Consider the following 24,253-nt stretch of genomic DNA (forward strand, 5'->3'; position numbering starts at 1 on the left):
TCCGGTGTGACTCTGAACGGCAAGGGTGTCGTCACCCTCGGTGAAACCATGGGTCTGCTCACGCCTCCCGCGGCCCCCCGGCTGCGCGACGGCGCCCAGATGACGCTGGGCATCGGCGGGGCCGAGTCGAACGTGGCGATCGCGCTGGCCCGTCTCGGTCTCCCGAGCACCTGGATCAGCCGGGTCGGTGACGACGACCTGGGCACCCTGATCACCCGGGAGATCCGCGCCGAGGGGGTCACCGTGCTCGCGGAGCGGGACCCGGTCTTCCCCACCGGCCTGATGGTCAAGGAAGGACGCGGCGGTCGCACCACCCGGGTGCGGTACTACCGGGCGGGCAGCGCGGCGTCGCGCCTCGACGCGGCCGAGGTCGAGCGGTACGCGCAGGCCGTCGCCGACGCGGCGGTGCTGCACGTGACCGGCATCAGCCCGGCACTCGGGCCCGGTCCGGCCGCCGCGGTGCTGCGCGCGGTCGAGATCGCCCGGGAGCACGGCACGTTCGTGTCGTTCGACGTCAACCACCGCTCCGCGCTGTGGCCCGCCGAGCAGGCCGGGCCGGTGCTGGCCGACCTGGCGCGGCGCGCCGACCTGACCTTCGCCGGACCCGAGGAGGCGGCGCTGCTGCTGGGCGTCCCGGCCTCGCCGGTGGAGAACTTCGAGGACGGGACCGGGCTGGGACGCCGTCTGCTCGCCGGGGTCGGTGGCTCCGTGGTGCTGAAACTCGGTGCGCTGGGCGCGATCGCGCTGACCGGCGACGACGCGCACCACGGCCCGACCGAGCCGGTCGTGGCGACCGACCCGGTGGGTGCGGGCGACGCGTTCGTCGGCGGTTACCTGGCCGCGCTGCTCGAGGCCGCCGACCCCCCGGCCTGCCTGGACCTGGCCAACCGGATCGGCGGTGCCGTGTGCCGGGCGCCGGGTGACTGGGAAGGACTGCCCACCCGGGCCGAACTGGACGCCCTGAGCGGCACCGGAGAGGTCGTCCGTTAGCTGTGACCGTGACTGTGCCACTGATCGAGGAGAACCCGTCGTGACCGCCCCGCTGCTCGCGTCCCACCCCGTCGTGCCCGTGGTGGTGATCGACGACGCCGACCAGGCCGTGCCGCTGGGTGAGGCCCTGCTCGCCGGCGGCATCGCGGTGATGGAGGTGACGCTGCGCACCGCGGCCGGGCTGGAGGGCATCCGCCGGCTGGGGGCGCTCGGGGGGATGACCGTCGGCGCCGGTTCGGTGCTGGTGCCCGGGCAGGTGGACGAGGTGCTCACCGCCGGGGCGGCGTTCGTGGTCAGCCCGGGCCTGAACGCCGACGTGGTGCGGCGTTGCCAGGAGCTGGGAGTGCCCGCGCTGCCGGGGATCTCGAGCTCGAGCGACCTGATGGCCGCGGTGGCGCTGGGGCTGAGGGAGGTCAAGTTCTTCCCGGCCGGGTTGCTGGGTGGGCCGGCGATGATCAAGGCGCTGGCGGCTCCGTTCGGGGGGATGACGTTCATGCCCAGCGGCGGCGTGACCCTGGCGAACCTGGGGGAGTACCTGGCGCTGCCGCAGGTGCCGGCGGTCAGCGGTTCGTGGATGGTCGACCTGGCGCTGGTGCGGGCCGGGCGCTGGGACGAGATCACCCGGCTGGCGGCGGAGGCCGTGGCGGCGGCCCGGGCGGCCGTGAGCTGAAGCGGTGCCCGGGCGCGATCCGAGGTGTGCGGGTGGCGCCGGGCGGTGCCGCCCGTCGGCCAGCCCGTCGACCGGCCTGTGAGCCCTGCCCGTGAGCCCTGCCCGTGAGCCCTGCCCGTGAGCCCTGGCGGGCGATAACAGGCTTGAAGCTAGGTAAGCAATCGCTCAGCGGTCGTCCCGGCCGGTCCGGGCGCGCCTAGGCTCGAACCGTGAAGCGCAGTGTCTATGACGACGACCACGAGGCGTTCCGGGACTCGGCGCGGGAGTTCCTGCGCCGTGAGGTGATCCCGCACGTCGACGACCACGCCCGCAACCACGAGCTCGGCCGTGACCTGTGGCTGGCCGCGGGCAAGCAGGGGCTGCTCGGGCTGGAGATCCCCGAGCGGTTCGGTGGCGCCGAGGCCGGTGACTGGCGGTTCAACGCCGTGCTGGTCGAGGAGCTCGCCGCCGTCAACCTGGCCCTGGCCTCCTGCCTGAGCATCCACTTCGACGTGGTGGCCGGGTATCTCGTGGGCCTGACCACCGACGAGCAGAAGGCCCGCTGGCTGCCCGGCATCGCCTCGGGCGAGAAGGTCGCGGCCATCGCCATGACCGAGCCGTCGGGCGGGTCCGACCTGGCCGCGCTGCGCACCACCGCCGTGCGCGGCGACGGGGGCTGGGTGATCAACGGCTCGAAGACGTTCATCACCAACGGCTACTCGGCCGACCTCGTGCTCGTCGCGGCGCGCACCACGACCGGCGCCGGGGCCCGCGGCATCTCGCTGTTCGTGGTCGAGGGCGGCACCCCGGGCTTCTCCCGCGGGCGGCGCCTGGACAAGGTCGGCATGCCCGAGTCCGACACCGCCGAGCTGGTCTTCGAGGACGTGGCGGTGCCCGAGGAGAACCTCGTCGGTCAGCTCGACCAGGGGTTCCGGCACATGATGGTGAACCTGCCGCGCGAGCGCATCGGTGCCGCCGTCTCCAACCTGGCCCACGCCCGCGCGGTGCTCGACGAGACGCTCGTCTACGTCAAGGACCGGCAGGCGTTCGGGCAGCCCGTGGGCTCGTTCCAGCACAACAAGTTCCTGCTGGCCGACCTGGTCACCCGGGCCGAGGTGACCCAGGCCTACGTGGACCAGTGCGTGGCCGCCCACGCCGACGACGACCTCACCGCGGTCGAGGCGGCCAAGGCCAAGTGGTGGACCGCCGACGTGCAGGGCCAGATCCTCGACGCCTGCCTGCAGCTGCACGGTGGCTACGGCTACATGAACGAGTACCGCGTGGCCCGGGCCTGGAAGGACGCCCGGGTGACGCGGATCTGGGCCGGGTCGAACGAGATCATGAAGGAGATCATCGGTCGCGACCTCGGCCTCTAGAGGCTGGGGTCCAGCAGCACCTTGGCGTGGGCGGTCCGGCCGGAGTCGAGCTCGTCGAGCATCGCGGCCAGCTCGCCCAGGCCGATGGTGCCGGTGTGCAGCCCGGCGACCTTCACCGAGCCGTCGGCGATCGCCCGCTGCGCGCCCAGGAAGTCGTCGCGGGTGTAGGCCAGGGAGCCGATCACCGTCAGCTCCCGGATCTGCCAGTCGCCGTAGCTGACCGTGGAGTCGGTCATCGGGAAGCCGAGCAGTGACAGGGTGCCGCCGCGTCGCACGAGCTCGGCGGACGGCTGCAGGAGCGCGGCCACGCCGGTGCACTCGTAGAGCACGTCCGCGCCGAGCCCGTCGCTGACCTCGAGCACCCGGTTCCGCGCGGCCTCGCCCGGGGCCAGCACATCGGTGAAACCGAGGTCGGTGGCGGCCTTCCGGCGTTCCTCGTTCGGCTCGATCACGATCAGCTGCCCGGCCCCGGCGTGCCGCGCGTGCTGGGCGGTGAGCAGGCCGATCGGGCCGGCGCCCTGCACGACCACGATCGCGCCGAGGTCCTGGTGGGTGCGGCGCACGGCGTGGAAGGTGACGGCGGTCGGCTCGACCAGGGCGGCCTCGACGTCGCTGAGACCGTCGAGCACCGGCATGACCCGGCGCTGCGACACCACGAGCGACTGGGCGAAGGCACCGTGCGTGGGCGAGCCCGGGGCCACCCCGTTGGCCTCGGCGAACGCCAGGTCGCAGTGACCCGGGTGGCCGGCCTGGCACTGGGCGCAGACACCGCAGGCCGCACCGACACTCGCGATCACCCGGGTGCCGACGGGCAGTCCGGTGACGTCGTCGGCGGTCGCCGCGATCACGCCCGTCCACTCGTGGCCGAAGACCGAGGCCGGGATCTGGCCGCCGCTGGTGTAGTTGTGGGTGTCGGTGGCGCAGATCCCGCAGAAGGTGATCGAGACGCGCACCGTTCCCGGAGCGAGCTCGGCGGGCGTCTCCTCCTGGACGACGGCGAGGCTGGAAACTCCGTTGACCTGGGCGTACGAGGTAGTCACGCGTTGAACTTTAAGCCGGGTGGCATCCGGCCGCGCGACCGGGGCGACGGATGTCCGACAGGTGTCGGTATGTCTGCCCGCCCGGGTGCACCCCGGGTGACCACGACGTCCACCATCACCCCGTACGGTCGTGAGCGTGAACGGCACCCCGGCAACCGACACCCGCCAGGCGCTGAGAGACGCGTCGCGCCGCGCGCTGAAGGCCGTCGAGCAGCTCGCCGGCGGGCTGGGCACCGCGACCCTGGCGCTGGTCGCGCTCGGTGCGGTGGTGGTGACGGCGGTGCTCTCGCTCGTCGGCGTGGGACTGCTGCTGGCCCCCCTGACCCTGCGGCTGGTGCACGGCGTGGCCGCCCGCGAGCGCGTGCGTCTCGGCCGCTGGGGTGATCCGGTGCTCGGCCCGGCGCGGCGCAACTCCGGTCTGCGTGCGGACCTGGCGGATCCGACGACCCGGCGTGAGCTGGGGTGGCTGCCCGTGCACGCGACGCGGGGTTTGTTCCTGGGGTTCGTCGCCCCGCTGCTGCCGCTGATGGCCGCGCGGGACGCCTCGTACCCGCTGTGGTTCTGGCTGGTGCCGCCGGACATGCGCAGCGCGTCGTTCTCGTTCGTGCCGGGCCGCACCCCGCTCGAGGTGGTCGTGGTGTTCCTGATGGGCCTCGGCTGGACCGCGATCGTGCTCGGCCTGACCCCCGCGATGGCCCGGCTGCAGGCCCGTCCCGGGCGCACCCGGCTGGGCCCGCCGCCGGGCACCGACATCGGCGGCCGCATCGCCGAGCTGACCGCCTCGCGGGCGAACGCGCTCGACGCGCACGCCACCGAGCTGCGCCGGATCGAACGCTCGCTGCACGACGGGACACAGAACCGGGTGGTCGCCGTCACCATGCTGCTGGGCGCGGCCCGGCGGGCGCTGGCGCGGGAGAACACCGACCGCGAGACGGTCGATCAGGTGCTGGCCCAGGCGCAGGACGCGGCCGAGGCGGCGCTGGCCGAGCTGCGGGGCGTGGTGCGCAGCATCCTGCCGCCGGTCATCGAAGACCGGGGTCTGGAGGGGGCACTGGCCGGTCTGGCCGCGAACTGCGGGGTACCGACCGGGGTGGACGTCGACGTGCCCGGGCGCTGTGCCGCGTCGGTCGAGGCCACCGCGTATTTCGTGGTGGCCGAGGCGCTGACGAACGTGGCCCGGCACTCGGGGGCGGCATCGGCCGCTGTTAGGCTGCGGCGCCGCCAGGAGCGGCTGCTGATCGAGGTCCGCGACGACGGGCACGGGGGTGCCGACGAGGCGGCCGGATCGGGGCTGGTGGGGATGCGCCGCCGGATCGAGGCGCTCGACGGTACCGTCACGATGCGCAGCCCGGCCGGCGGTCCGACAGTACTGAGCGTGGAGTTGCCGTGCGGATAGGAATCGCCGAGGACGACGCCCTTCTGCGGGAGGGGCTGGCGTCCCTGCTGCGGGCCGAGGGTCTGGACGTGGTCGCGACGTCGCCCGGGCCGGAGGAGTTCCTGGCGGCGGTCGACGAGCATCGGCCCGACGTCGCGATCGTCGACGTGCGCATGCCGCCGTCGCACACCGACGAGGGCATCCGGGCCGCGGTCGAGGCCCGGCGGAGGCACCCGGACCTGGCGGTGCTGGTGCTGTCCGCCTACGTGGAGCAGTCTTTCGCCACCGACCTGCTCACCGGCGGGGCGCACGGCCTGGGGTACCTGCTGAAGGAGCGCGTGGGCCGGGTGGAGGAGTTCCTGGTGGCCCTGAACCGGGTGGCCGAGGGCGGCACCGCGATCGACCCGGAGGTGGTGGCCCAGCTGATGACGCGTCACCGCCCCGACCCGGGGATGGAGCGGCTGAGCCCCCGGGAGCGCGACGTGCTGGCGCTGATGGCCGAGGGCCTGGGCAACACCGCGATCGCGACGAAGCTGGTGGTCACGGAAGGGGCTGTGCACAAGCACATCCGGAGCATCTTCGCCAAGCTCGACCTGGCCCCCACCGATCACACCGACCGGCGGGTGGTGGCCGTGCTGAAGTACCTCGAGAACACCCTGGCGTGATCGACTCGACCCTCCGGGCACCGCTTCTGCCGGTACGGCGGGCTGCCGCTCTGCTTCACTGTCGACATGGGAGACAGCGCCGAGATCCTGCAGCTCGACCTGCGGTCGTCCACGCTGCCGCGCGCGGTGGCGGTGATGATGCTCGACGTGTGGGACGCCACCGACGAGCGTGCCCTCAGTTCCCGGGTGCTGGTCGAGGTGCACGAGCCCGGCCTGCCCGCCGACCCCCGGGTGGTGCTGCGCGGTAACGGCGTGGCCTTCGCGATGTTCCTGCGGCAGGACGGGGCGCGGGTGCGCTCGCTGGCCGCCCGCGCGGTCGCGCTCACCGAGAAGTCCGTCGGCCCGGACCACCCCTACACCGCCACGCAGCTCGGGCACCTGGCCGTCGCGCTGACCCGGGTGGGCGAGTGGTCGGAGGCGGCCGGTCTGCTCGAAAGGGCACTCGGGGTGACGGTGGACGCGGTGGGGCGCGACGACCTGCGGGTCGCCCGGCACCTGAACAACCTGGGTCTGGTGCGCCTGCGGCTGCACGAGGAGGACGCCGGCGCCGCGATGCTCGAGCGCGCCCGGTCGATCGCCGAGCAGCAGAACTCGGGCGGCCCGGAACTCGCCGCCGTGCTGAGCAACCTGGCCAAGGCCCGGCTGGTCACGGGCGACGAGACGGGCGCGCGGCACGCCCTGGCCCGCTCCACGCAGCTGGCCGAGCGCCTCGACCACGTGCGCCGTCCCGAGGCCGCGGCCTACGCCAACAACCTGTCGGTGCTGCTGTCCACCCACCTCGGCCTGCCGGTCGCGGCGCGGCCCCTGGCCCGTGAGGCCCTGCGACTGGGGGAGAGCAGCGGGCACGGCGTGATCGACACCTACCTGCGCAACCTGGCCGTGGTCATGCGCGGCCTGGGTGACGAGGAGACCGCCCTCGACCTCGAGGCGCGCGCGGTGCGGCAGATCTCGTAGGCCGGATCGGTGGCCTGACCGCACGGACGTCACCGACCCGATCAGCTTGAGCCGGTGTAGCGGCGGAACCCGGCCCCCGCGGCCAGACGCCGGTCGAGCAGTTCCTGCAACGACATCGACTCGCCGTCGCGGGCGCCCCGGCCCACCGCGAGAGACGGCGCGCCGGGCGCGATCCGGACGCCTCGCAGCCGCGCGAGAAGGCTGGGGGGCGTGATGAGCACGTACCAGCCGCCGTCGTCACCGACCGCCAGCGGCCCGCTCGGCTGCAGGTACCAGCCCCGCAGCCCGGTGCGGTACTGCGCGGATCCGCTGTAGGCCCGGGCCCGCAGCGCCTGCGTGGGCAGCTCGAGTTCGCGCGCGCGGGTCAGGAAATGATCGACGAGGTCCCTCGCCCTGGCGGTCTCGGCCTCCTCCGCCCGGCGCCGGGCCCGGTCGTGCGCCAGCGCGGCCTCACGTCGCCGGGCGGGCCAGTCGTCGTCCATGGCTGGACGTTACGCCCCTGCCGCGGGCCGGTGCGAGGAGGGCAGCGACTCCTCGATGAGCAGCTCCGTCTCCACCCAGTCGGCGACCCGCACCGCGTCCACCGACACCCGCTCCCGCTGCGGCCCGAACAAGTACCGGTGGCCGACCACGTCCACGATCGCCGCGTGCACGTCGGGCCGGTCGTCCACGAAGTGGGTCAGTCCCAGGCGCTCGCAATGGATCCGCTTGTCCCTGCGCTCGCGGCAGAAGCGCAGGTGGGACGCGGGAATGCCGGTGCGCTCGTGGAAGTCGTGCGCGGCCAGCCAGCGCCGGGAGCGTTCCTCCACCCGGGCGCCGCACTTGGACACCAGCCAGACCCGGCCGTCGAAGAGGGCGGTCAGGCGGGTCAGGGCCTCGAGGGCGCCCGGCATCTCCGGGGTCGCCAGCATCACCTCCTCGCTGCCCTGGAAGAAGGCCGTGTCGCCGCCGTCCGGGTGTGACGAGCCGTCGATGATGACCCGGCCGATGTCGACGCCGAGCCGGGGTGGGAGTGGTCGTTTCATGATCCCCAGCGTGACCGCCCGGCCCTTAGTGCGGAACTATATAAACGCGGTCGAGCTATAGTCACCGGCTATGAACGAGGCGCTGGAGCATGACGGGCTGCGGGCCTTCGCCGTGTTCGCGCGTCACCTGAACCTGACCGCCGCGGCCGCCGAGCTGCACATCGCCCAGCCCAGTCTGCACACCAAGCTCCGCAAGCTCGGCCAGGCTCTCGGCCAGGAGCTGTATGAACGGGAGGGGCGCGGTCTGCGCCTGACCCCGGCCGGGCAGAAACTGGCCCGGTTCGCCACCGAGAACACGCGGCGGGTGCAGGATTTCGTCGCGGACCTGGGCGGGCGGCCGGCCTCGGTGACGATCGCGGCCGGGCACGGCGCCTTCCGGTGGGTGATCGGGCCGGGCGTGCGCCGCATCGTGAGCAGCGGCCGCACCCTGCACGTGCGCACGCAGAACCGGGAGGGCACGCTGGCCGACGTGCGCGCGGGGCGGGCCGACGTGGGCGTGTTCGGCAGCGACCCTCCTCCGCCCGGGTTCGCCTCGCGTGAGATCGCGCGCTATCCACAGGTCCTCATGATCGTCACGGATCCGGTCCCGGAAAGTGTCACCGTCGCCGACCTGGCCGGTCACTCGCTGCTGCTGCCTCCTCCGGAGCGTCCGCACCGCCGTCGCCTCGACCGGGCCCTGCTCGACGCCGGGGTGAGCGTGAGTGTCGCGGCCGAGGTCGACGGCTGGGACCTGATGACGCACTTCGTGTCCCTCGGTCTCGGGGCCGCCGTGGTCAACGGGTGCGTCGAGCCCCCGCCGGGGGTCGTGGCCGTGCCGGTGCGGGATCTGCCGGAGGTGCCGTACTGGGCCGTCTGGCGTCCCGAAAGGGTGGATCTGGCCGAGGAAGTCGTGCCCGGTCTGGCCGGAGGATGAGCCGCGCGAGCAGGTACCTCAGCCTCCTGCTCCGGCACCACCCGGAGCGGGCCGGTCTCACCCCCGACCCGGCCGGCTGGGTGCCCGTCGACGACCTGCTCGCGGCCGTGGGCATCGACCGGCCCGAACTCGAGAGCCTGGTGCGGGACGACGACAAGCAGAGGTTCCAGCTGCGGGGCAACCGGATCCGCGCCGCGCAGGGGCACTCGATCGACGTGGATCTCGGCCTGGAGCAACGGGAACCACCCGAAACGCTCTACCACGGAACGTATCTGGATGTGGTGCCGTCCGTCCGGACTCAGGGCCTGCTGCCGATGACCCGTCGCCTCGTTCACCTCTCGCCCGATGCGCAGACCGCCCGCCGGGTCGGCGCCCGGCGTGGGGAACCGGTCGTCCTCACCGTCGCCGCCCGGCGGGCCTTCGCCGAAGGTCGCCCGTACTACCGGGCGGCCAACGGTGTCTGGCTCACCGACCACGTCCCACCGCACCTTCTCGACCACCCACCCCGTGGTGGACGCCCCTGACGAGGCGGCCGGAACGTCCACCGTCGGGCTGGTGGTCAGGGAACGAGGATCGCCCGCCCCCGCAGCCGCCCCGCGTCGAGATCGTCCACGGCTCGCTGGAACTCGTCGAGCGGATACTTCGCCGTGTGCAGCGTCACCCGCCCCTGCGCGGCGAGCGCCATCAGTTCGACCAGGTCGTTGTACGACCCGACGAGGTTGCCGATGATGCTGATCTCGGACGAGATGATGTCGATGGTGGGCACATTGATGTTCTCGCCGTAGCCGACCACGTGATAGTCCCCGGCCTGCCGCAGCATCCGGATCCCCTCGCCGGTCGCCCCGCCCTCACCGACGAAGTCGACGACCACCTCCGCGCCCTTGCCCCCGGTCAGGCCGAGCACCTCCTCGACCTGCCCGCCGTCGGCGACCACACCGTGGTCGGCGCCGATCGACAGGGCGAGCCCGGTGGCGTCGGCGTTGCGGTCGACCACGATCAGCTCGGCCGGGGAGATGGCCTTGAGCACCTGAATCCCGATGTGTCCCAGGCCTCCGGCGCCGATGACGACACACCGGTCACCGGCCCGCAGGCGTCGCGCCGCCTTGGCCGCGGCGTGGTAGGCGGTCAGCCCGGCGTCGGCCAGCGCGGCCACGTCGGACGGCTGGAGATCCCCGATCCGGACCACGCTGCGGGCCGAGGTCTTCAGGTACTCGGCGTAGCCCCCGGCCGTGTCGATGCCCGGGAACCGGTTGTTCTCGCAGTGCACGTCGTCGCCGAACCGGCAGGCCCGGCACAGGCCGCAGGTGATGAGCGGGTGCACGATCACCGCGTCCCCCTCGGAGACGCCGGTGACCGCGCTGCCGACGGCCGAGACCCAGCCCGCGTTCTCGTGACCGATCGTGTAAGGCAGTGACACCTGGGACTTCTCGGCCCACTGGCCCTCGAGGATGTGGAGGTCGGTACGGCACACGCCGGCGCCGCCGATCTTCACGATCACGTCCCACGGGCCGGTGACCTCGGGGACCGGAACGTCCACCAGGGCCAGGGGCTGGTGGTAGCCGGTGACCTGAACCGCTCTCATGACGCCTCCGCGACGGGCGGGATCGCAAGGGGCAACAGGAAACGCTCGTCGGCGCGGGGTGCCTGATCGGCCTCCGAGCCGGGGTACCGGGTGCGCAGCAGCCCCCGGCAGAAGTGGGCGTTGCCGTCGATCGAGATCCGGGTGGACCGGGCCCGGCGCAGACGGAACTCTGCCTCCGGCGCCGGGTACGGTCGTCCTTCGTCGTCGACGAGCACCGGATCGCCCGGGGCGACGGTCAGGCCGAGGTCCTCCCGGCGCCGGATCAGGGCGGCGGTGAGCGGGGTGTCGGGGAGGTCTCCCAGACGGGCGCCGACGTCCATGCCCTCCTGGCTCAGTGCCCTCTCCATGGCCGCCGTGTGCGCCTTGCGCCGGAAGGTCAGCCGGAGCTCGTCCAGGCTGTCCTCGGCCTCGGCGCCGAACGTGCCCCGGTAGCCCGCGTCGGCGGCCAGCCCGGCGTTGATCAGGCCGGAGTCGTGGTGGTCGTCGAGTTCCACCACCACCGACGCGGCGTCGGGCAGTCTCGACAGCAGGTCCTTCGCGTCGCCGGCCATCAGGTACGCGAAGTTCGGCGAGCAGAACGAGGTGGGCAGGCGCAGGTGCACGGTGAGGTGCCCGTCGTCGGTGGCCTCCACCGACCGCACGAAGCCGAGATCGGTGATCGGCTCGTCGAGTTCGGGGTCCATCACCTGGTTCAGGGCCGCCCAGGCGAGCATCTCCAGGGCCGTCATCAGGCCACCGCCACGGCGGGCTGCTGCTCCGGCGCGACGGCCGGGGGAGGTGACACCTGCAGCTCGGCGGGAACCGGGATGCCGTACAGGGCGGCCGCGTTCAGGCCGAGGATCTTCTTCTTCACGTCGACGGTGAGCGGCGCGTACTCGGTCATGTCGGCCGGGATCTGGAAGTCGACGAACCGCTCGACGAGCCAGCGCGGCGTCCAGATGGCGTAGTCGCTGGAGAAGTGGATGCGGTCCTCGTCGAGCCAGTACAGCAGCTCGCCCATGATCTGGGCGAAGTACCGGGGCCGGGTGTGGATGAACGGCATGGCCACGGCCAGGCCCGCGTGCACGTTGGGTTCCTGGGTGGCGATCCAGCAGAAGTCCTCGAGCCGGGGCAGGCCGCAGTGCTCGATCACGAAGGTCAGGTCGGTGAAGTCGGTGGCGACCTTGTCCACGTCGGCGACGTCGAACGCGTCGCGGTCGAGCGGGCGGATCGTCGGGCCCTTGTGGATGTGGATCTTGTTGATCCCGAGCTCACGGCAGGCCTCGAGGTAGCGGTACGACCACGGGTCGTCGAGCTTCCAGCCCCGGGAGTCGCCGAACCACTCCGCCGTATACAGTTTCACGCCCTGCAGGTCGAACCGCTTCGCGTCCTCGCGCAGCCGCTGCAGCCCGTCCTCGCCGAACCGCGGGTCGTACGCGTGGTTGTACGTGAGCTTGCCCGGGTACTTCCGGGTCAGGGCGAAGGCCTCCTCGGTCTGCCCGAAACCGTTGCGGTAGAAGGCTCCCAGCAGCGCGGGCTGGAAGATGGCGTGGTCGACGTAGCCGTCCTCGAAGAGGTCCTTCATCAGGCGCTCACCGCCGTACCGCAGGAAGTCCTCGTACGGCCAGGTCTCCTCGGCCGGGCTGAGGTTGCGGTGGTAGTCGTAGAAGCAGTCGATGAACTGCTGGCCGTGGATGTTGCGCTGATTGGCCGGCCGTGCGTCCCAGAGCGCCACGTGGGCGTCGACGATGAAGTAGTTCTCGCCGTCCTTCGAGTACATGTGCTGGTCCTCCGCTTCGTCGCCAGAGCGTTCGCTTTTCGACGGTAGGCAGAGGCCGCGCACCGCAACAGCGGGCCGGTGTCTCAATACGAGACATCTGGCCCCGGCTCGTCGGACGTCGTACTGTGCGGCCAGCGCAACGACGCGTACGAGGAGGGTGTATGTCGGAATTGGGGCGATACACCCCGCGGGTGCGGGCTTCCTGGCGGCGCAGCGAGCACTACGGCATCTCGACCGACCGCATCGACCCGGCCTTCACCGGCAGCGTCGACACGGGTTCGCTGTTCTACGAGTGCGGCCTCGAGGTGCTCACCGGGCTGCAGGCCACGCTGGCGAACGAGCCGCTGAGCCTGATGATCGCCGACGCCGAGGGCCTGGTGCTGACCCGGCTGTGCGAGGACTCCGGGATCCGTGACTCCCTCGACCGTGTGCACCTGGCTCCGGGCTTCTCGTACAGCGAGCGCGACGCCGGGACCAACGGCCTGGGCCTGGCCCTCGCCGACCGCACGGCCACGCTGGTGAAGGGCCCCGACCACTACTGCAGCGCGCTGTACGGCTACACCTGCGCGGCCGTGCCGGTGCTCGACCCGCGCACCGGGGAGCTGGCCGGCAGCGTCAATCTCACCACCTGGTCGGACTCCTCGTCGGGTCTGCTGCTGGCGCTGGCCCAGGCGGCGGCCGCGAACACGTCGGCGCTCATGCTGCTGCGGGCCGGCGGGCACCGGGCCGGCGCCCCCGCGCACCGGGGCGAGGTGTTCCGGGTGCAGCCGGGCACGGCGGTGACGTCACCGGTCTGGCGGCGGGCGCTGGAGGAGGCGCACGCGGCACTGGCCGACGGCCGGGTGCTGGCCGTGGTCGGCGAGAGTGGTTCGGGGCGGCGCACGCTCGCGCACCAGGCCCGGCAGCTGACGACGCGCCGGGAGCGCATCCTGGCCGCCCGGCCCCCGGCGCCCGACGAGGTGGAAGCGTGGCTGGCGACGTGGACGCCGGAGCTGTCCGCCGGTGACACCTGCGTGATCGTCTCGGACGTGCAGGAGCTGACGGCCTGGGCCGCGCAGGAACTGGCCTCGCGGCTGAGTCGCGACCGAAGGCGTCCGCAGGCGTTCGTCCTGACCGCCACCGACTACGCGAGCATCCCCGACCCGCTCGCCGTACTCGTCGACTCCGTGGTGGAAGTACCTGCGCTGCACCGGCGGCCGGACGACGTGATGCCCCTGGCCGATCACTTCGCCCGCGCCGAACGGCACCGGGACGTGGAGTTCACGCCCGCCGCCGCGCAGGCCCTGACCGGTTACGACTGGCCGGGCAACGTGCGGGAGCTGGAGCGGGTGGTGCGTGAGGCCGCGGCCCGCAGCGACCTGGTCGACGTGCGGCACCTGAGCCCGTCGGTGCTCGCCGCCCGGGGCCGCCGTCTGAGCCGGCTGGAGACCCTGGAACGCGACGAGATCATCCGCTGCCTGGCCGAGCCCGGCATGACGCTGGTGCGGGCGGCGGGTCAGCTGGGGATGGGCCGGGCGACGCTCTACCGCAAGATCTCCCAGTACGGGATCAAGCGTTAGGCCCTGCGGCCGGGACGCCTCAGCTCTTGTTGCGCTCTTCCCAGGTGTGCAGGTCCACGTAGTCACGCACCTCGCTGATCAGCCCGCCCTCGAGCTCGACCACCCCGGCGCACTCGATCGCGATCTCCCGGCCGTCGTGGGTGAAGAACCGGTCGAGGCGCTCCATCCAGACCCGGTCGCCGCACACCGCGGACTCGGTGATCTCCCAGCTGATGCGTTTGTACATGGTGGCCTGCCCGGAGAACATGCCGCGGATGCCGTCGCGCCCGGTCACCGGCGGGTGCGGGATCGCGTAGTGGTACACGGCGTCTTCGGTGAAGCAGTCGGCGGCCCCGATGGCGTCGCGGTTGCTGATCCGCTCCAGCCACTGGGTCACGATCGACGGCAGCGCTTGGCTCATGACGATCGATGTTACTTCCGGTGACCGGACATTGCCGGATCTGACGCATTGATCACCACGTCGGCGCAACGACACGCCGTGTTCACTGACGGCACGCCAGACCCCTCACCCGTTCGGGCCAGCCGAACTCCCCTCTATTCTCGATGTCGTGCGCAGACCCACCGGCCGCTTCCGCGGGCTCCTGTTCTGGGCCGGGTATCTCGTCCCGGCCCTCCTGGCCATGGTGTTCGTGCTCTGGCCCGTGCACCTGGCCCGCTGGATCGGCCGCGCGGTCACCGGTGACGACGGCTCGCAGCTCACCGTCGTGCTGAGCTGGTCGCTGATGGCCGGCTGGGTGACCTTTCTGGTGATGCTCGTCTCCGGGCTCGTGCGACAGGGGCTGGCCCACCGCCGGGCGGGTGCGCGGCGTGACCGCAGCGAGGCCGCCGTGGCCGAGCTCGAGGCCGTCCGGCAGGAGAAGCACCGGCACACCGAGGCGATGGCGATGCTCCAGGCCCTGCGCCGCGGCCTGACCGGTGGGCTCGGTCTCGACGGGGCGGGCCGGCTGACGTTCAGCGGCTGCGCACTCGTCGAGCCGCGGGCCGCACATCGCGGGGGTGCCCCCTCGCCCACGGTCGTCGACCGTGACGGCCGGGTGGAGCTGACCCGCGACACCATCGACTACGTGCACGACGACCGGCACGTCACCTGGTCGTTCCGCAACCTGGAGTCGGTGATCGACGCGACCGAGTTCCTCGGGTTCGTCGACAGCGACCACGAGGGCGTGAGCGGCATCGTGCTGCCCACGCCGTTCCGCCCGGTGTTCCTGTTCGCGATCGACGTGCGCCGCCGCAACCTGGTCTGGAGCGAGGAGGTGCGGCGGCGGTTCGGCGACCTGGAGAACGAGCTCGTCGACGGCCTGGAACGCTGCCGGGTGCGCGAGGCCGGAGCGACGTTCCTGCCCGTGTAGCGCGAGGCCTGTCCGTACCGCGTGGGTCAGCGCCTCGGTACCGCGTGGGTCAGCGCCTCGGTACCGCGTGGGTCACGCGCCTCGGTACCGCGTGGGTCACGCGCCTCGGTACCGCGTGGGTCAGCGCCCCTCCAGCGCCATCGTCGCGGTCCGGTCGCCGATGAGCGGCGCGAACTTCATCAGGTTCTCGCCGTACACCACCAGCACATGATCGCGCCGCACGTGGTGGATGCCGTCGGGCAGGTCGTCGTAGGGCGTGCAGTACACCTCGTCGACGACGCGCGGCTCGACGTGTTCCAGCTCCTGAGCCACGTACGCCACCGTCGCCTCGCGCAGGGTGTCCACCGACGCGTCCTTACCCTGGAGCCAACCGACCTGATCCGGGCCGAGTTCCAGCCCCACCGCCCAGTGCCCCGGTGTGCTGGAGTGCTGGTAGGTGAGGGTGCCGCTGGTGGTGATCCAGGCCTGCGGCGGGTTCGGCGCGCCCTCGCGCAGCGGGAACGTGAACCGCGCGTGGTGGTGCAGCGCCAGGGGCGTGAAGATCCCGGCCTGGGCGGCGAGCGGACCGGTCGCCGCCCCCGCAGCCAGCACCACGGTGTCGAAGTGCTCGCCGCCCGCGCCGGTGTGCACGACGACACCGTCGCCCACGGGCTCCAGGTCGTGGACGTGAGCCGTCCTCAGCGCCCCGGCGGTCAGGCCGGTGAGCAGCGCCCGGATCCGGTCGACCCGGATCACCCCACCGGCGGGGTCGACGAGGGACGTCGTGGTCGCCTTCCCGGGGACGCGCAGCTGCGCGGATCCCGGCTCCACGACGAAGTGCTCGGCCCCCGCCTCGGTCATCGCGGCGGCCCACTCGTGCACGTCGTCACCGGTCACGACCGTGCCGACCGGCTCGACCAGCGTCTGCCCGGCGGCCTTCTCCCAGGCTCCGAACAGCTGCAGCGCGTGCCGCGCCGCCTCGACCAGCTCGGGCACCCGGTGCGCGTACCGGAAGATCCGCGACTCACCCTTCGACCGCTCCCGCATCGGCCCGCCGCGCTCGAAACACGTGACGTCCGCCCCCCGGGTGAGGAGTTCCGCGGTGGTCGCCAGCCCGACCACCCCTGCACCGATCACCGCTACACGCATCGCACCATCATCGCGGCCTGTGCTTGACTCGACGAGCGTTTCGTTACGGCTGAATGGTGGACGCGCCGGGGCACCTCTCCCGGGCGTCCGGACGTGTGAGGAGCTTGGGTGTCGGATCTGGCTGACCTTCCGGTGTCGGTGACGGAGAAGGGCTGGGGGAGCCTGGCCGCCCGCGGCCAGGTGACCGCGCGCTCGCTGTCCGCGCAGCCCCGGCCCCTGCTCGGCGGTGACTTCACCTTTCCGCTCGCGGTGCTCTCCCGGTCGGCGCTGACCTCGAACATCGAGGCGATGGCGGCCTGGTGCGAACAGCGCGGCGTGCGCATCGCACCGCACGGCAAGACCTACATGTCACCCGAGATCGCGCAGCAGCAGCTGGATTCCGGGGCCTGGGCGCTGACCGTGGCGAGCGTCTCGCAGATGCAGGCCTACTACGCGCACGGCGTGCGCCGCTTCCTGGTCGCGAACCAGCTGGCCGACCGGGCGGGCATCGCCTGGGTCGCCGCGCGCGACGACCTGGAGGTCTGGGTGAACGTCGACTCGGCCGCCGGGGTGGGCTTTCTGGCGGACGAGCTGGCCGGGTCCGCGCGGGTGGTGAACGTCTTCGTGGAGCTGGGGCATCCGGGCGGGCGCACGGGGGCGCGGTCGGTCGCGGACGCGGTGGCGGTCGCGCACGCGGCGGCCGCCCGGCCGGAACTGCGGCTCGCGGGGGTGAGCGGCTACGAGGGCACGCTCGGGCACCACGGGCTGCCCGAGGAGAACGCGCGGGTGGCCGGGTGGGCCGCCGACCTGGCCGGGCTCGGGGCGTCGTTGTTCGGGAACGGGCTGCTGGAGACCGGTTACGTGCTCACCGCCGGGGGCAGCGCGTTCCCCGACGTGGTCGCCGCCACCCTGCGCGAGCGGGCCGGCGCCGGTGACCCGGTGATCGTGCTGCGCAGCGGGGCCTACGCCGTGCACGACGACGGCTACTACGCCTCGGTGACCCCGCACGACCGCGGCGCCGACGGCCCGGTGCTGCGCCCGGCGCTGTCGGTGTGGGCGCCCGTGCTCTCGCGCCCGGAGGCCGAGCTGGCGCTGCTGCTGCTCGGCCGCCGGGACGCCGGGTTCGACGAGGGCCTGCCGGTTCCGCGGGAGGTGCTGCGGCGCAACGGGGAACGCGTCGCCGTCGACGACCTGACCGTGACCGCGCTGAACGACCAGCACGGCTTCCTGCGTCTGCCGGCCGGGTTCGAGCTCGGCCCGGGCGACCTGGTGCGGCTCGGGATCTCCCACCCCTGCACCACACTCGACAAGTGGCGGGTGATCCCCGTGGCCGACGACGAGGAGCAGGTCGTGGGACTGGTTCACACGTTCTTCTAGGACAGGGCCGGGCCCCGGGACAGCGGTACGACCGGCTCGCCGTGGAAGGGGCCACCATCCTCGGACCACAGCTCCCGGTTGCCCCAAGGTGCCCACCTGCCCCACCCGAGTCAATCGACGTTGACAGGCACCGACGCGTCAACCAGCTTTGACCGGTGGACAGTGCCCATCTCGTCGACCTGGCGCGCGACGCCCAGGCGCCCGACGCGCTCCGTGCCCTGACGGCCACGGCCGAACTGGCCCGGGGCCTGGAGCAGCGGCAGGCCACCCTGGTGGGCCGGGCCCGCCGCGAGGGGGTGACCTGGGCGCAGATCGCCGAGGCGCTCGGCGTCACGAAACAGGCGGTGCACCGGCGTTACGGGGGAGACCGGCTGCTGGGGGCGCATCCGTGAACGACCACTGGGGGGACGAACCGCTCGCCACGAGGGCGCGGCGGCTGCTGGGCCGCCGGCATCCGGTCGCGGCGGTGGCCACGGTCACCCGCTCCGGCGTGGTCACGGCGGGCTGGGGCGCCGAGCCCGAGTCCGACTTCGAGATCGGCTCGATCAGCAAGGGCGTCACCGGGTTGCTCTACCGCGACGCGGTGGAACGTGGTGTGGTGCGCGGCGACACGACGCTCGGCGAGCTGCTGCCGCTGACCGGCGGGTGCGCGGGCATCACCCTGAGCGCGATCAGCCAGCACCGGTCCGGCCTGCCGGGTGTGCCCGCCTCGCCGGGCCGTTCGCTGCGGTTGCGCCTGCGGGGCGAGAACCCCTGCGGCGGCACGGTCGACGAGCTGATCGAGCAGGCGTCGGGGGTGGAGCCCGGGCCGCCGCGCCCGCGCTCCTCCACCTTCGCCTTCGAGCTGCTCGGGCACGCCCTGGCCCGCGCCTCCCGCATGACCTACCCGGAGCTGGTGCACGAGCGCATCGCCTCGCGCCTGGGGCTGAAATCCTGGTACCTGCCCGCGGATCCGTCGCAGCTGCGGCCGGGCGCGCTGACCGGGTGCAGCCGTCGGGGCCGGGCGCGTCCGCCCTGGACCGGTGAGGCCCTCGGCCCGGCCGGTGGAATCCGTTCCACCGTGAGCGATCTCGGTGACCTGGCCCGGGCGCTGCTCGACGGGCGGGCGCCGGGGATGTCCGCACTCGACCCGGTGGCCCGGCTCTCGGGCAGCGCGGTGATGATCGGCGCGGCCTGGATCACGCTGGAGCACCGGGGCCGGGCCGTCACCGGGCACCACGGGGGCACGGGCGGGTTCCGGAGCTGGATCGGGCTGGACCGCGAGAGCGGCACCGGCGCGGTGGTGCTGTCGGCCACGGCCCGGCCGGTCGACGGGGCCGGGTTCTGCCTTCTGCCCTAGGACCCGTCACGACAGGTCCTGGCCCGTCTCAGCGGTGCCGGGCGCCGAAGCGCAGCCCGTCGACGAGCAGGCGCACCATGCGCAGGGTGTGGGCCTCGTCGCCGGGCAGCGACAGGTTGGCCACCGCGCGCAGCAGGTCGACGGGTTCCACGTCACCGGCGCGCACCTCCCCGGCGGCCTCGGCGTCGTCGAGCAGGCCGCGCAGCACCGGGGTGAAGCGGCTCTCGAAGTAGCCGGGCAGCTGCTCGTAGGCCGGGTCGCCGGAGTGCAGGGCGCCGGCCAGGCCCTGCTTCGTGGTGATGAACGAGGTGAACCGCATGAGCCAGCGGATCAGCGCCTCGAGCGCCTCGTGCTCACCGGCCAATTCGGGGGCGAGCTGCGCGCAGGCGTCGACCTCGCTCTTGAACACGGCCACGATCAGGTCGGAACGCTGTGGGAAGTGGCGGTACAAGGTGCCCACCCCGACCCCCGCGCGGGCCGCGATCTCCCGCACCGGCGCGTCCACCCCCGACTCCGCGAACACCGCCGCGGCCGCGTCGAGCAGCTGGTCGACGTTGCGGCGGGCATCGGCCCGCACGGGCCGCGTCTGGTCGGGCACTTCGCTCCTCGGACGGATCTACTCGGTCCCCGAGCTTACCGGAATGCCGTTCCGGCTCAGGGCGTGAGCACTCCCGGACCCTGCAGGTCGAGGGCTGTCCGTTCGCTGAACACGGTGACCAGCAGGGGCTGGGCCAGGTGCGCCCGCACCGGGTCCCAGGCCCGCTCGAACCCGCCGGAGGCGGTGAAGGCCTCCAGCTCGTCAGCCGTCTCCCAACGCACCTGCACCTGGTAGACGGCCGGGTCGTGGGTGGCCTGGGCGACATCGAAGCGGCGGAACCCGGCCGCCATGAACGACTTCTGACGCACGTCGAGCAGCCCGGCCTCGAAGGCGGGCCCCGACCCCGGGTGCACGTCGATCTGGACCTGCTGGATCAGCATGCGGCCAGAACAGGGCGCGTCAGCGGATCGAGAACCGGTCGAGGTCGGGGGCCGGGCCCTGCGGGTTGTCGAACACCAGGGTGTTGGTGCCCTCGGCGAGTTCGATCCGCAGGCTGGTGGTGGCCGGGGTCTCCCAGTCGCCGCGGCCCGGCAGACCGGTGAGCTGGTGCGGGGTGCCGCCGTTCACCGAGACGAAGAGGTCACGCGGGCCGTCGCTCTCGTAGACGATCGTCAGTGTGCGGGTGCCGGCCACCTCGACGCCCGGCACCGGCACCCGCACCGAGGCGGCACCGGCCAGGTACCCGACGCGGCTGCCCGAGGCGCAGGTCGCGCACTCGAGCGCCTGGGCCCCGGTGATCGTGTTGCCGGGGGCGGTGGCGTCGATGGTGACCGGGCTGAACGTGGGGCGGCGGGTCGGTCTCGTCCCGGGCAGGCTGGTTTCGGGCGGTTCCGTCTCCGGCGGCTTCTCGACGGGGGACGCGGTGGTCGCCCTCGGTGGGGCGGCCGGGGTCGTGGTGCTGGTCGTGGTTCCGGACGGGGGCGAGGCCTCGGTGGTGGTCGTGACGGCGGCGGCACCGGACGTGGGCGCCGGTCGCCCGGTCTGCGGGGCGGAGACCGCGGTGACCGGCTGGGGCGCGGGCGGGTCGGCGAGCACCCGGGGCAGGAAGGGCACGGCCAGCGCGGCGAGACCGCTGGTCAGGCCGATCGCGGTGACGGGCCAGACCGGGCGCCCGCCGGGCCACAACGACCCGGCCGGGGAGGTGGTCAGGGAACGGCCGCTCACGGGGTCAGCCGCACGGTGATCGTGGTGCCGGAGTACGGCTCCGAGGTGAGGGTGAGGGTCGCCCCGATGGTGGTGGCTGCGTCGGTCATCCGCCTCAGTCCTGGGTAGCGGCCGGTGTGGAGTACGTCGTGGGGGCCGGGCATCTCGAAGCCCCGGCCGTTGTCGTGCACGGTGAGGTCCAGGTGGGGGCCGGCCGGGCGCAGGGCGACCCCGGCGCGGGTGGCGTGGGCGTGCCGGGTGATGTTCTCGAGGGACTCGGCGAGGATCTCGGCCAGTGCGTGCCGGGCGGCCGGGCCCAGGGGACGTCGGGTGGCCGGGCTGAGGGCGGGGCTGGTGCTCAGGTGCACCCTTCCGGCCCGGGCCCACTCCTGCGCGAGCTGATCGAGCGTGGAAGCGAAGTCGTCGGCCGGGCCGTCGAACCGCAGGCCGTTCACCGGTTCGCGGGCCGCGGCGAGGGCCTCCACCGCGTCCTGCGTCAGCAGCCGGGCGACCTGCTCCATCACCGGCGGCATCCGGATCAGCCCGAGCGACGCCGAGCGCAGCAGATGCCGTACCTGCTCGAGGTCCGGCTCCGGATCGGGCTCCGGCGTGGGGTCGGGCTCCGGATCGGGGTCCGGTGCGGGGCGGGGCTCCAGCGCGTCGCGCAGCCGGGTGAGCAGTCGCCTCGCCGCGGACGCCCCCGCGATCCCGGCCAGCAGCACCGCCGCGGACACGCCGAGCAGCAGCAGGATCCCGGCGGGCGCGGCCGACCGGTCACCGAGCAGGGCACCGGCCGAGGCGGCGGCGAGCAGGGCCTGGCCGATCCAGACCGGTGCGGCGGTGCGGCCGAGCAGGGCTCCGGCCAGGGCCGCGGTGCCCGACTGGTAGACGACGCAGATCGGGTCGCCGGGCGCGAGGAGCACCACGGCCAGACCGATCACGGCGTCGGCGGTGACCAGCACCAGCCGGGGCCGGCCTTCGCCCAGACGCCCGAGCACCCGGTCTTCCATCGGCAGGACCAGCCCGACCACGGCCAGTGGCAGCAGGTGGCGAAGGGCACCGCCGTCGCCGGGCCCGGTCAGGGTGAGCCCGGCGACGGCGGTTGCCAGTGCGGCGGCCAGACGGAGTACCAGCACGGCCCGGGCCGTGGCCAGGTCGGCCGCGGCCCGGACACCCGGGCGGCCCACCGGCACCGGGCGCCCGGCTTCGGGGTGGTGCTGGATCAACGAGTTCCTCCGCAGGACGCACGGGTGCAGATCTCCTGCACTCCTCGTGCATCACGTGCGGGGAATCGGTCCGGGTTCAGCCCAGGCTGATCTGATCCACGTCGGGGGCCAGACCGAGCGGGTTGTGGAACTTGATCTCGTTCTCGCCGGCCCTCAGCTCGATCGTGGTGCCGGTCCAGGCCGGGGTCTGCCAGCCGCCGGAGGCGGCGACGGTCAGCTTCTGCGAGGGCCCGCCGTTGACGCTCACGTACAGCGTGCGTTCCGTCGTCGACTCGTAGGCGATCGACAGCGCGCGGCTGCCCGCCGCGTCCACCGTGACCGGAACCGTGAGCGTGGCCAGCAGACCGATGCCGATGATGCGGCTGCCCGAGGCGCAGGTGGGGCAGTCGGCGCTGCTCACCAGGAACCGCCCGTTGGCCGGGTCGGACGCGGCGATCGTGACCGAGTCGTCCTGCGGGGCCTCCGGGGTGGGGCTGGTGGCGACCGGACCGTCCGGGCTCGGCGCCGGGGTGACGCCGGGCTCGGCCGACGGCCCGGCGCTGGGCGCCGCCTCGCTGGCCCGGGGCTGCTCGGACGGCGTCTCGATCGGCGCCGCGGAGGGACGGACCGCGGTGACGGTGGGTACGGCCGCCGGGTCGGTCGAGGGGACCTGACCGGTCCCGCCGTCACCGCCCCCCACCGAGCCGCCGATCTCCGCGCCGCCGCCGGTGCGGGCCTGCGACTGGGTCTGCGCCGGGGCGGGCTTGTCGGGCAGCACGGTCGGCAGGGCCGGTACCGCGACCGAGGTCAGCGCCACCGCCCCGCCCAGCAGCGAGATCTGCCAGACCGGCGGGCCACCGGGCCACAGCCAGGAGGTGGGCAGGGCGGTGAACGTCTTGCTGACCGGGGATTTCATCTTCAGCCTCATCGCCCGGACATCCGGACCTTGATCTCGGTGCCGGAGTACGGCGCGGTGGTGATGGTCAGGTTGGCGCCCAGGTAGGCGGACCGCGAGATCATCCGGCAGATGCCCTCGTAGTCACCGCCGCGCAGGGTGCCCGGATCGGTCGGCACGGTGAAGCCGCGCCCGTTGTCCTTGATGATCAGGGTCACCGTCTGGCGGCGTTCGGCCAGCTCGACCTGCGCCCGGGTGGCCCGGGCGTGGTCGGCGACGTTCGCGAGCGCGTCGTCGACGATCAGGGCCAGCTGGTGACGCACCGGCACCCGCAGCCAGACCGGCGGCAGGTCGGTGCCGATGCTCAGGTGCGTGGCGTCCTCCCACTCCCGGCACAGCAGCGACAGCGCCTCGGTGAACTCCTTGCCCGGGTAGTCGAACCGCACCCCGCTGACCGGGCGGGTCGCCTCCTGCAGGGCGGCGACCGTGTCCTGGGTGAGTGACCGGGCCAGGTCGTCGGCGAGGCGGGCCTGACGGCGGGGGAGCGGCAGGCGGAGCCACGACAGCGACACGGCCCGCAGCGTGTGCACGGCCCGGTCGTAGATCAGGGGCACCGGCTGCGCCGGGTCGAGGTCGCGATTGAGGCGGTCGCGGACCAGCTGCGACAGCGTGACGGCGGAGGCGCCGGCGCCGACGATCACGGCCGGGGCGCAGATCAGCACCAGGGTGGTGGGGACCGGCGCGATCTTGTCGGACAGCACCACCCAGCAGGTGGCCCCGGCCTGCACGGCCTGCCCGATCCACAGCGGGGTGCCATTGAGCCCGAGCAGCGCGCCGGCCAGGGCGGCGGCGCCGGCCTGATAGATCACGTAGACCGGATCGGCCGTCCAGAGCAGGAAGACGAGGAACGCGACGGCGGAGTCGGCCATCACCAGGCCCACCCGGGGCGGCCCGGACGAGACCCGGGGCAGCACGAGCAGTTCCGCGAGCGTGACCACCGCGATGATGCCGAACGGCACCGCGTAGCGCATGAGCGAGGCCGTGTCCGGGCCGGACAGCGCCAGGGCCGCGGCGGCGTACAGCAGGGCGGCGACCATGCGGGTCACGAGGATCGCGCGGCCGAGCGCGAGCACGGCGGCGGACTGCACGCCGGGCTGACCCGGTGGGACGAGCCGGGGGACGGCTCCGTGCACGACGGCGTCAGGGACGACGCTCTGGACCAACGGGCCCTCCGGACTTGTGGATCACAACGCGGCTCGCGAGGTGGATCGCGACGTGGATCGAGGTGGTGCTCAGGTGCCGAAGGCGGCCCGGCTTGACCCGACGGAGTGTAACGGGGGCACGGGCCAATTG

The 24,253-nt window shown here is 73.1% G+C and carries 27 protein-coding genes; 13 read left to right on the plus strand and 14 right to left on the minus strand.

Translation table 11 applies throughout. The features are described from left to right. Nucleotides 1-6 precede the first annotated feature (6 nt). The 3 genes from J2S57_RS24560 (at nt 7) to J2S57_RS24570 (ending at nt 3,015) form a co-directional block, all read left to right on the plus strand. The gene (locus J2S57_RS24560; RefSeq protein ID WP_307247072.1) at nt 7-990 is read left to right on the plus strand and encodes a sugar kinase; all 984 of its coding nucleotides are present in this window, start codon (nt 7-9) and stop codon (nt 988-990) included. A gap of 40 nt (nt 991-1,030) precedes the next feature. Further along, nucleotides 1,031-1,660 carry a bifunctional 4-hydroxy-2-oxoglutarate aldolase/2-dehydro-3-deoxy-phosphogluconate aldolase gene (gene eda, locus J2S57_RS24565; RefSeq protein ID WP_307247074.1) on the plus strand — a complete coding sequence of 210 codons (630 nt, stop codon included), beginning with the start codon at nt 1,031-1,033 and terminating at the stop codon, nt 1,658-1,660. Between the two features lie 209 nt (nt 1,661-1,869). Next, nucleotides 1,870-3,015: an acyl-CoA dehydrogenase family protein gene (locus J2S57_RS24570; protein WP_307247075.1), complete on the plus strand. Its 1,146-nt coding sequence runs from the start codon at nt 1,870-1,872 to the stop codon at nt 3,013-3,015. On the opposite strand, the gene J2S57_RS24575 is transcribed toward J2S57_RS24570, so the two are convergent. Further along, nucleotides 3,012-4,055 carry a zinc-dependent alcohol dehydrogenase gene (locus tag J2S57_RS24575; protein WP_307247076.1) on the minus strand — a complete coding sequence of 348 codons (1,044 nt, stop codon included), beginning with the start codon at nt 4,053-4,055 and terminating at the stop codon, nt 3,012-3,014. The two genes, J2S57_RS24570 and J2S57_RS24575, sit on opposite strands and share 4 nt — an antisense overlap. A 136-nt stretch (nt 4,056-4,191) precedes the next feature. Between J2S57_RS24575 and J2S57_RS24580 the strand changes: the two genes are divergently transcribed. From J2S57_RS24580 to J2S57_RS24590, 3 genes are all read left to right on the plus strand, one after another. Next, nucleotides 4,192-5,451: a sensor histidine kinase gene (locus J2S57_RS24580; RefSeq protein ID WP_307247078.1), complete on the plus strand. Its 1,260-nt coding sequence runs from the start codon at nt 4,192-4,194 to the stop codon at nt 5,449-5,451. Further along, nucleotides 5,442-6,095: a response regulator transcription factor gene (locus tag J2S57_RS24585; RefSeq protein WP_307247080.1), complete on the plus strand. Its 654-nt coding sequence runs from the start codon at nt 5,442-5,444 to the stop codon at nt 6,093-6,095. The genes J2S57_RS24580 and J2S57_RS24585 overlap by 10 nt, the downstream gene beginning before the upstream one ends. Before the next feature lie 66 nt (nt 6,096-6,161). Then, nucleotides 6,162-7,049: a tetratricopeptide repeat protein gene (locus J2S57_RS24590; RefSeq protein ID WP_307247082.1), complete on the plus strand. Its 888-nt coding sequence runs from the start codon at nt 6,162-6,164 to the stop codon at nt 7,047-7,049. Between the two features lie 41 nt (nt 7,050-7,090). On the opposite strand, the gene J2S57_RS24595 is transcribed toward J2S57_RS24590, so the two are convergent. Further along, the gene (locus J2S57_RS24595) at nt 7,091-7,531 is read right to left on the minus strand and encodes a hypothetical protein (protein WP_307247084.1); all 441 of its coding nucleotides are present in this window, start codon (nt 7,529-7,531) and stop codon (nt 7,091-7,093) included. Between the two features lie 9 nt (nt 7,532-7,540). Next, entirely contained in the window at nt 7,541-8,074 is a 534-nt protein-coding gene (locus J2S57_RS24600) for a hypothetical protein (RefSeq protein WP_307247086.1), read from the minus strand. A gap of 70 nt (nt 8,075-8,144) precedes the next feature. On the opposite strand from J2S57_RS24600, the gene J2S57_RS24605 reads away from it, so the two are divergent. Then, nucleotides 8,145-8,987 carry a LysR family transcriptional regulator gene (locus J2S57_RS24605; RefSeq protein WP_307247088.1) on the plus strand — a complete coding sequence of 281 codons (843 nt, stop codon included), beginning with the start codon at nt 8,145-8,147 and terminating at the stop codon, nt 8,985-8,987. Next, nucleotides 8,984-9,511, plus strand: a complete 528-nt coding sequence (locus J2S57_RS24610) for an RNA 2'-phosphotransferase (protein WP_307247090.1) — start codon at nt 8,984-8,986, stop codon at nt 9,509-9,511. The genes J2S57_RS24605 and J2S57_RS24610 overlap by 4 nt, the downstream gene beginning before the upstream one ends. Before the next feature lie 35 nt (nt 9,512-9,546). Here J2S57_RS24610 and J2S57_RS24615 read toward each other — a convergent pair whose 3' ends face one another. Genes J2S57_RS24615 through J2S57_RS24625 form a run of 3 tightly spaced genes read right to left on the minus strand, consistent with a single transcriptional unit; the run spans nt 9,547 to nt 12,328 of the window. After that, entirely contained in the window at nt 9,547-10,569 is a 1,023-nt protein-coding gene (locus tag J2S57_RS24615) for an NAD(P)-dependent alcohol dehydrogenase (RefSeq protein WP_307247092.1), read from the minus strand. After that, complete coding sequence (locus J2S57_RS24620; RefSeq protein ID WP_307247094.1) at nt 10,566-11,297, minus strand: metal-sulfur cluster assembly factor; 732 nt, start codon at nt 11,295-11,297, stop codon at nt 10,566-10,568. The genes J2S57_RS24615 and J2S57_RS24620 overlap by 4 nt, the downstream gene beginning before the upstream one ends. Then, nucleotides 11,297-12,328, minus strand: a complete 1,032-nt coding sequence (locus J2S57_RS24625; RefSeq protein ID WP_307247096.1) for an amidohydrolase family protein — start codon at nt 12,326-12,328, stop codon at nt 11,297-11,299. Before J2S57_RS24625 ends, J2S57_RS24620 begins: the two co-directional genes overlap by 1 nt. A 161-nt stretch (nt 12,329-12,489) precedes the next feature. Between J2S57_RS24625 and J2S57_RS24630 the strand changes: the two genes are divergently transcribed. Beyond that, nucleotides 12,490-13,887, plus strand: coding sequence for an AAA-type ATPase lid domain-containing protein (locus tag J2S57_RS24630; protein WP_307247098.1), 1,398 nt, complete (start codon nt 12,490-12,492; stop codon nt 13,885-13,887). Between the two features lie 19 nt (nt 13,888-13,906). Here J2S57_RS24630 and J2S57_RS24635 read toward each other — a convergent pair whose 3' ends face one another. After that, entirely contained in the window at nt 13,907-14,287 is a 381-nt protein-coding gene (locus tag J2S57_RS24635; protein ID WP_307247100.1) for a nuclear transport factor 2 family protein, read from the minus strand. Between the two features lie 148 nt (nt 14,288-14,435). Between J2S57_RS24635 and J2S57_RS24640 the strand changes: the two genes are divergently transcribed. Continuing rightward, complete coding sequence (locus J2S57_RS24640) at nt 14,436-15,236, plus strand: hypothetical protein (protein ID WP_307247102.1); 801 nt, start codon at nt 14,436-14,438, stop codon at nt 15,234-15,236. 120 nt (nt 15,237-15,356) lie between these two features. Here the strand turns inward: J2S57_RS24640 and J2S57_RS24645 are convergent, their stop codons facing one another. Beyond that, the gene (locus J2S57_RS24645) at nt 15,357-16,364 is read right to left on the minus strand and encodes an NAD(P)/FAD-dependent oxidoreductase (RefSeq protein ID WP_307247104.1); all 1,008 of its coding nucleotides are present in this window, start codon (nt 16,362-16,364) and stop codon (nt 15,357-15,359) included. A gap of 108 nt (nt 16,365-16,472) precedes the next feature. On the opposite strand from J2S57_RS24645, the gene J2S57_RS24650 reads away from it, so the two are divergent. The 3 genes from J2S57_RS24650 to J2S57_RS24660 all read left to right on the plus strand — a co-directional run bounded on the left by J2S57_RS24650 (nt 16,473) and on the right by J2S57_RS24660 (nt 19,059). Beyond that, nucleotides 16,473-17,720, plus strand: coding sequence for a type III PLP-dependent enzyme domain-containing protein (locus tag J2S57_RS24650; protein WP_307247106.1), 1,248 nt, complete (start codon nt 16,473-16,475; stop codon nt 17,718-17,720). A gap of 155 nt (nt 17,721-17,875) precedes the next feature. Continuing rightward, nucleotides 17,876-18,112: a hypothetical protein gene (locus tag J2S57_RS24655; protein ID WP_370882505.1), complete on the plus strand. Its 237-nt coding sequence runs from the start codon at nt 17,876-17,878 to the stop codon at nt 18,110-18,112. Continuing rightward, nucleotides 18,109-19,059, plus strand: coding sequence for a serine hydrolase domain-containing protein (locus tag J2S57_RS24660; protein ID WP_307247108.1), 951 nt, complete (start codon nt 18,109-18,111; stop codon nt 19,057-19,059). Before J2S57_RS24655 ends, J2S57_RS24660 begins: the two co-directional genes overlap by 4 nt. A gap of 28 nt (nt 19,060-19,087) precedes the next feature. Here J2S57_RS24660 and J2S57_RS24665 read toward each other — a convergent pair whose 3' ends face one another. The 6 genes from J2S57_RS24665 to J2S57_RS24690 form a co-directional block, all read right to left on the minus strand. After that, complete coding sequence (locus tag J2S57_RS24665) at nt 19,088-19,657, minus strand: TetR/AcrR family transcriptional regulator (RefSeq protein WP_307247110.1); 570 nt, start codon at nt 19,655-19,657, stop codon at nt 19,088-19,090. A 56-nt stretch (nt 19,658-19,713) separates the two neighbouring features. Beyond that, entirely contained in the window at nt 19,714-20,037 is a 324-nt protein-coding gene (locus J2S57_RS24670; protein ID WP_307247112.1) for a putative quinol monooxygenase, read from the minus strand. Between the two features lie 19 nt (nt 20,038-20,056). After that, entirely contained in the window at nt 20,057-20,821 is a 765-nt protein-coding gene (locus tag J2S57_RS24675; RefSeq protein ID WP_307247114.1) for a carbohydrate-binding protein, read from the minus strand. After that, nucleotides 20,818-22,026 carry a sensor histidine kinase gene (locus tag J2S57_RS24680; RefSeq protein ID WP_307247118.1) on the minus strand — a complete coding sequence of 403 codons (1,209 nt, stop codon included), beginning with the start codon at nt 22,024-22,026 and terminating at the stop codon, nt 20,818-20,820. Before J2S57_RS24680 ends, J2S57_RS24675 begins: the two co-directional genes overlap by 4 nt. 76 nt (nt 22,027-22,102) lie before the next feature. After that, a complete protein-coding gene (locus tag J2S57_RS24685) occupies nt 22,103-22,921 on the minus strand; it encodes a carbohydrate-binding protein (protein WP_307247120.1) in 819 nt (272 codons plus the stop codon). 8 nt (nt 22,922-22,929) lie between these two features. Continuing rightward, a complete protein-coding gene (locus tag J2S57_RS24690) occupies nt 22,930-24,123 on the minus strand; it encodes a sensor histidine kinase (protein ID WP_307247122.1) in 1,194 nt (397 codons plus the stop codon). Nucleotides 24,124-24,253 lie beyond the last annotated feature (130 nt).

Source organism: Kineosporia succinea (genome assembly GCF_030811555.1).
GTDB lineage: Bacteria > Actinomycetota > Actinomycetes > Actinomycetales > Kineosporiaceae > Kineosporia > Kineosporia succinea.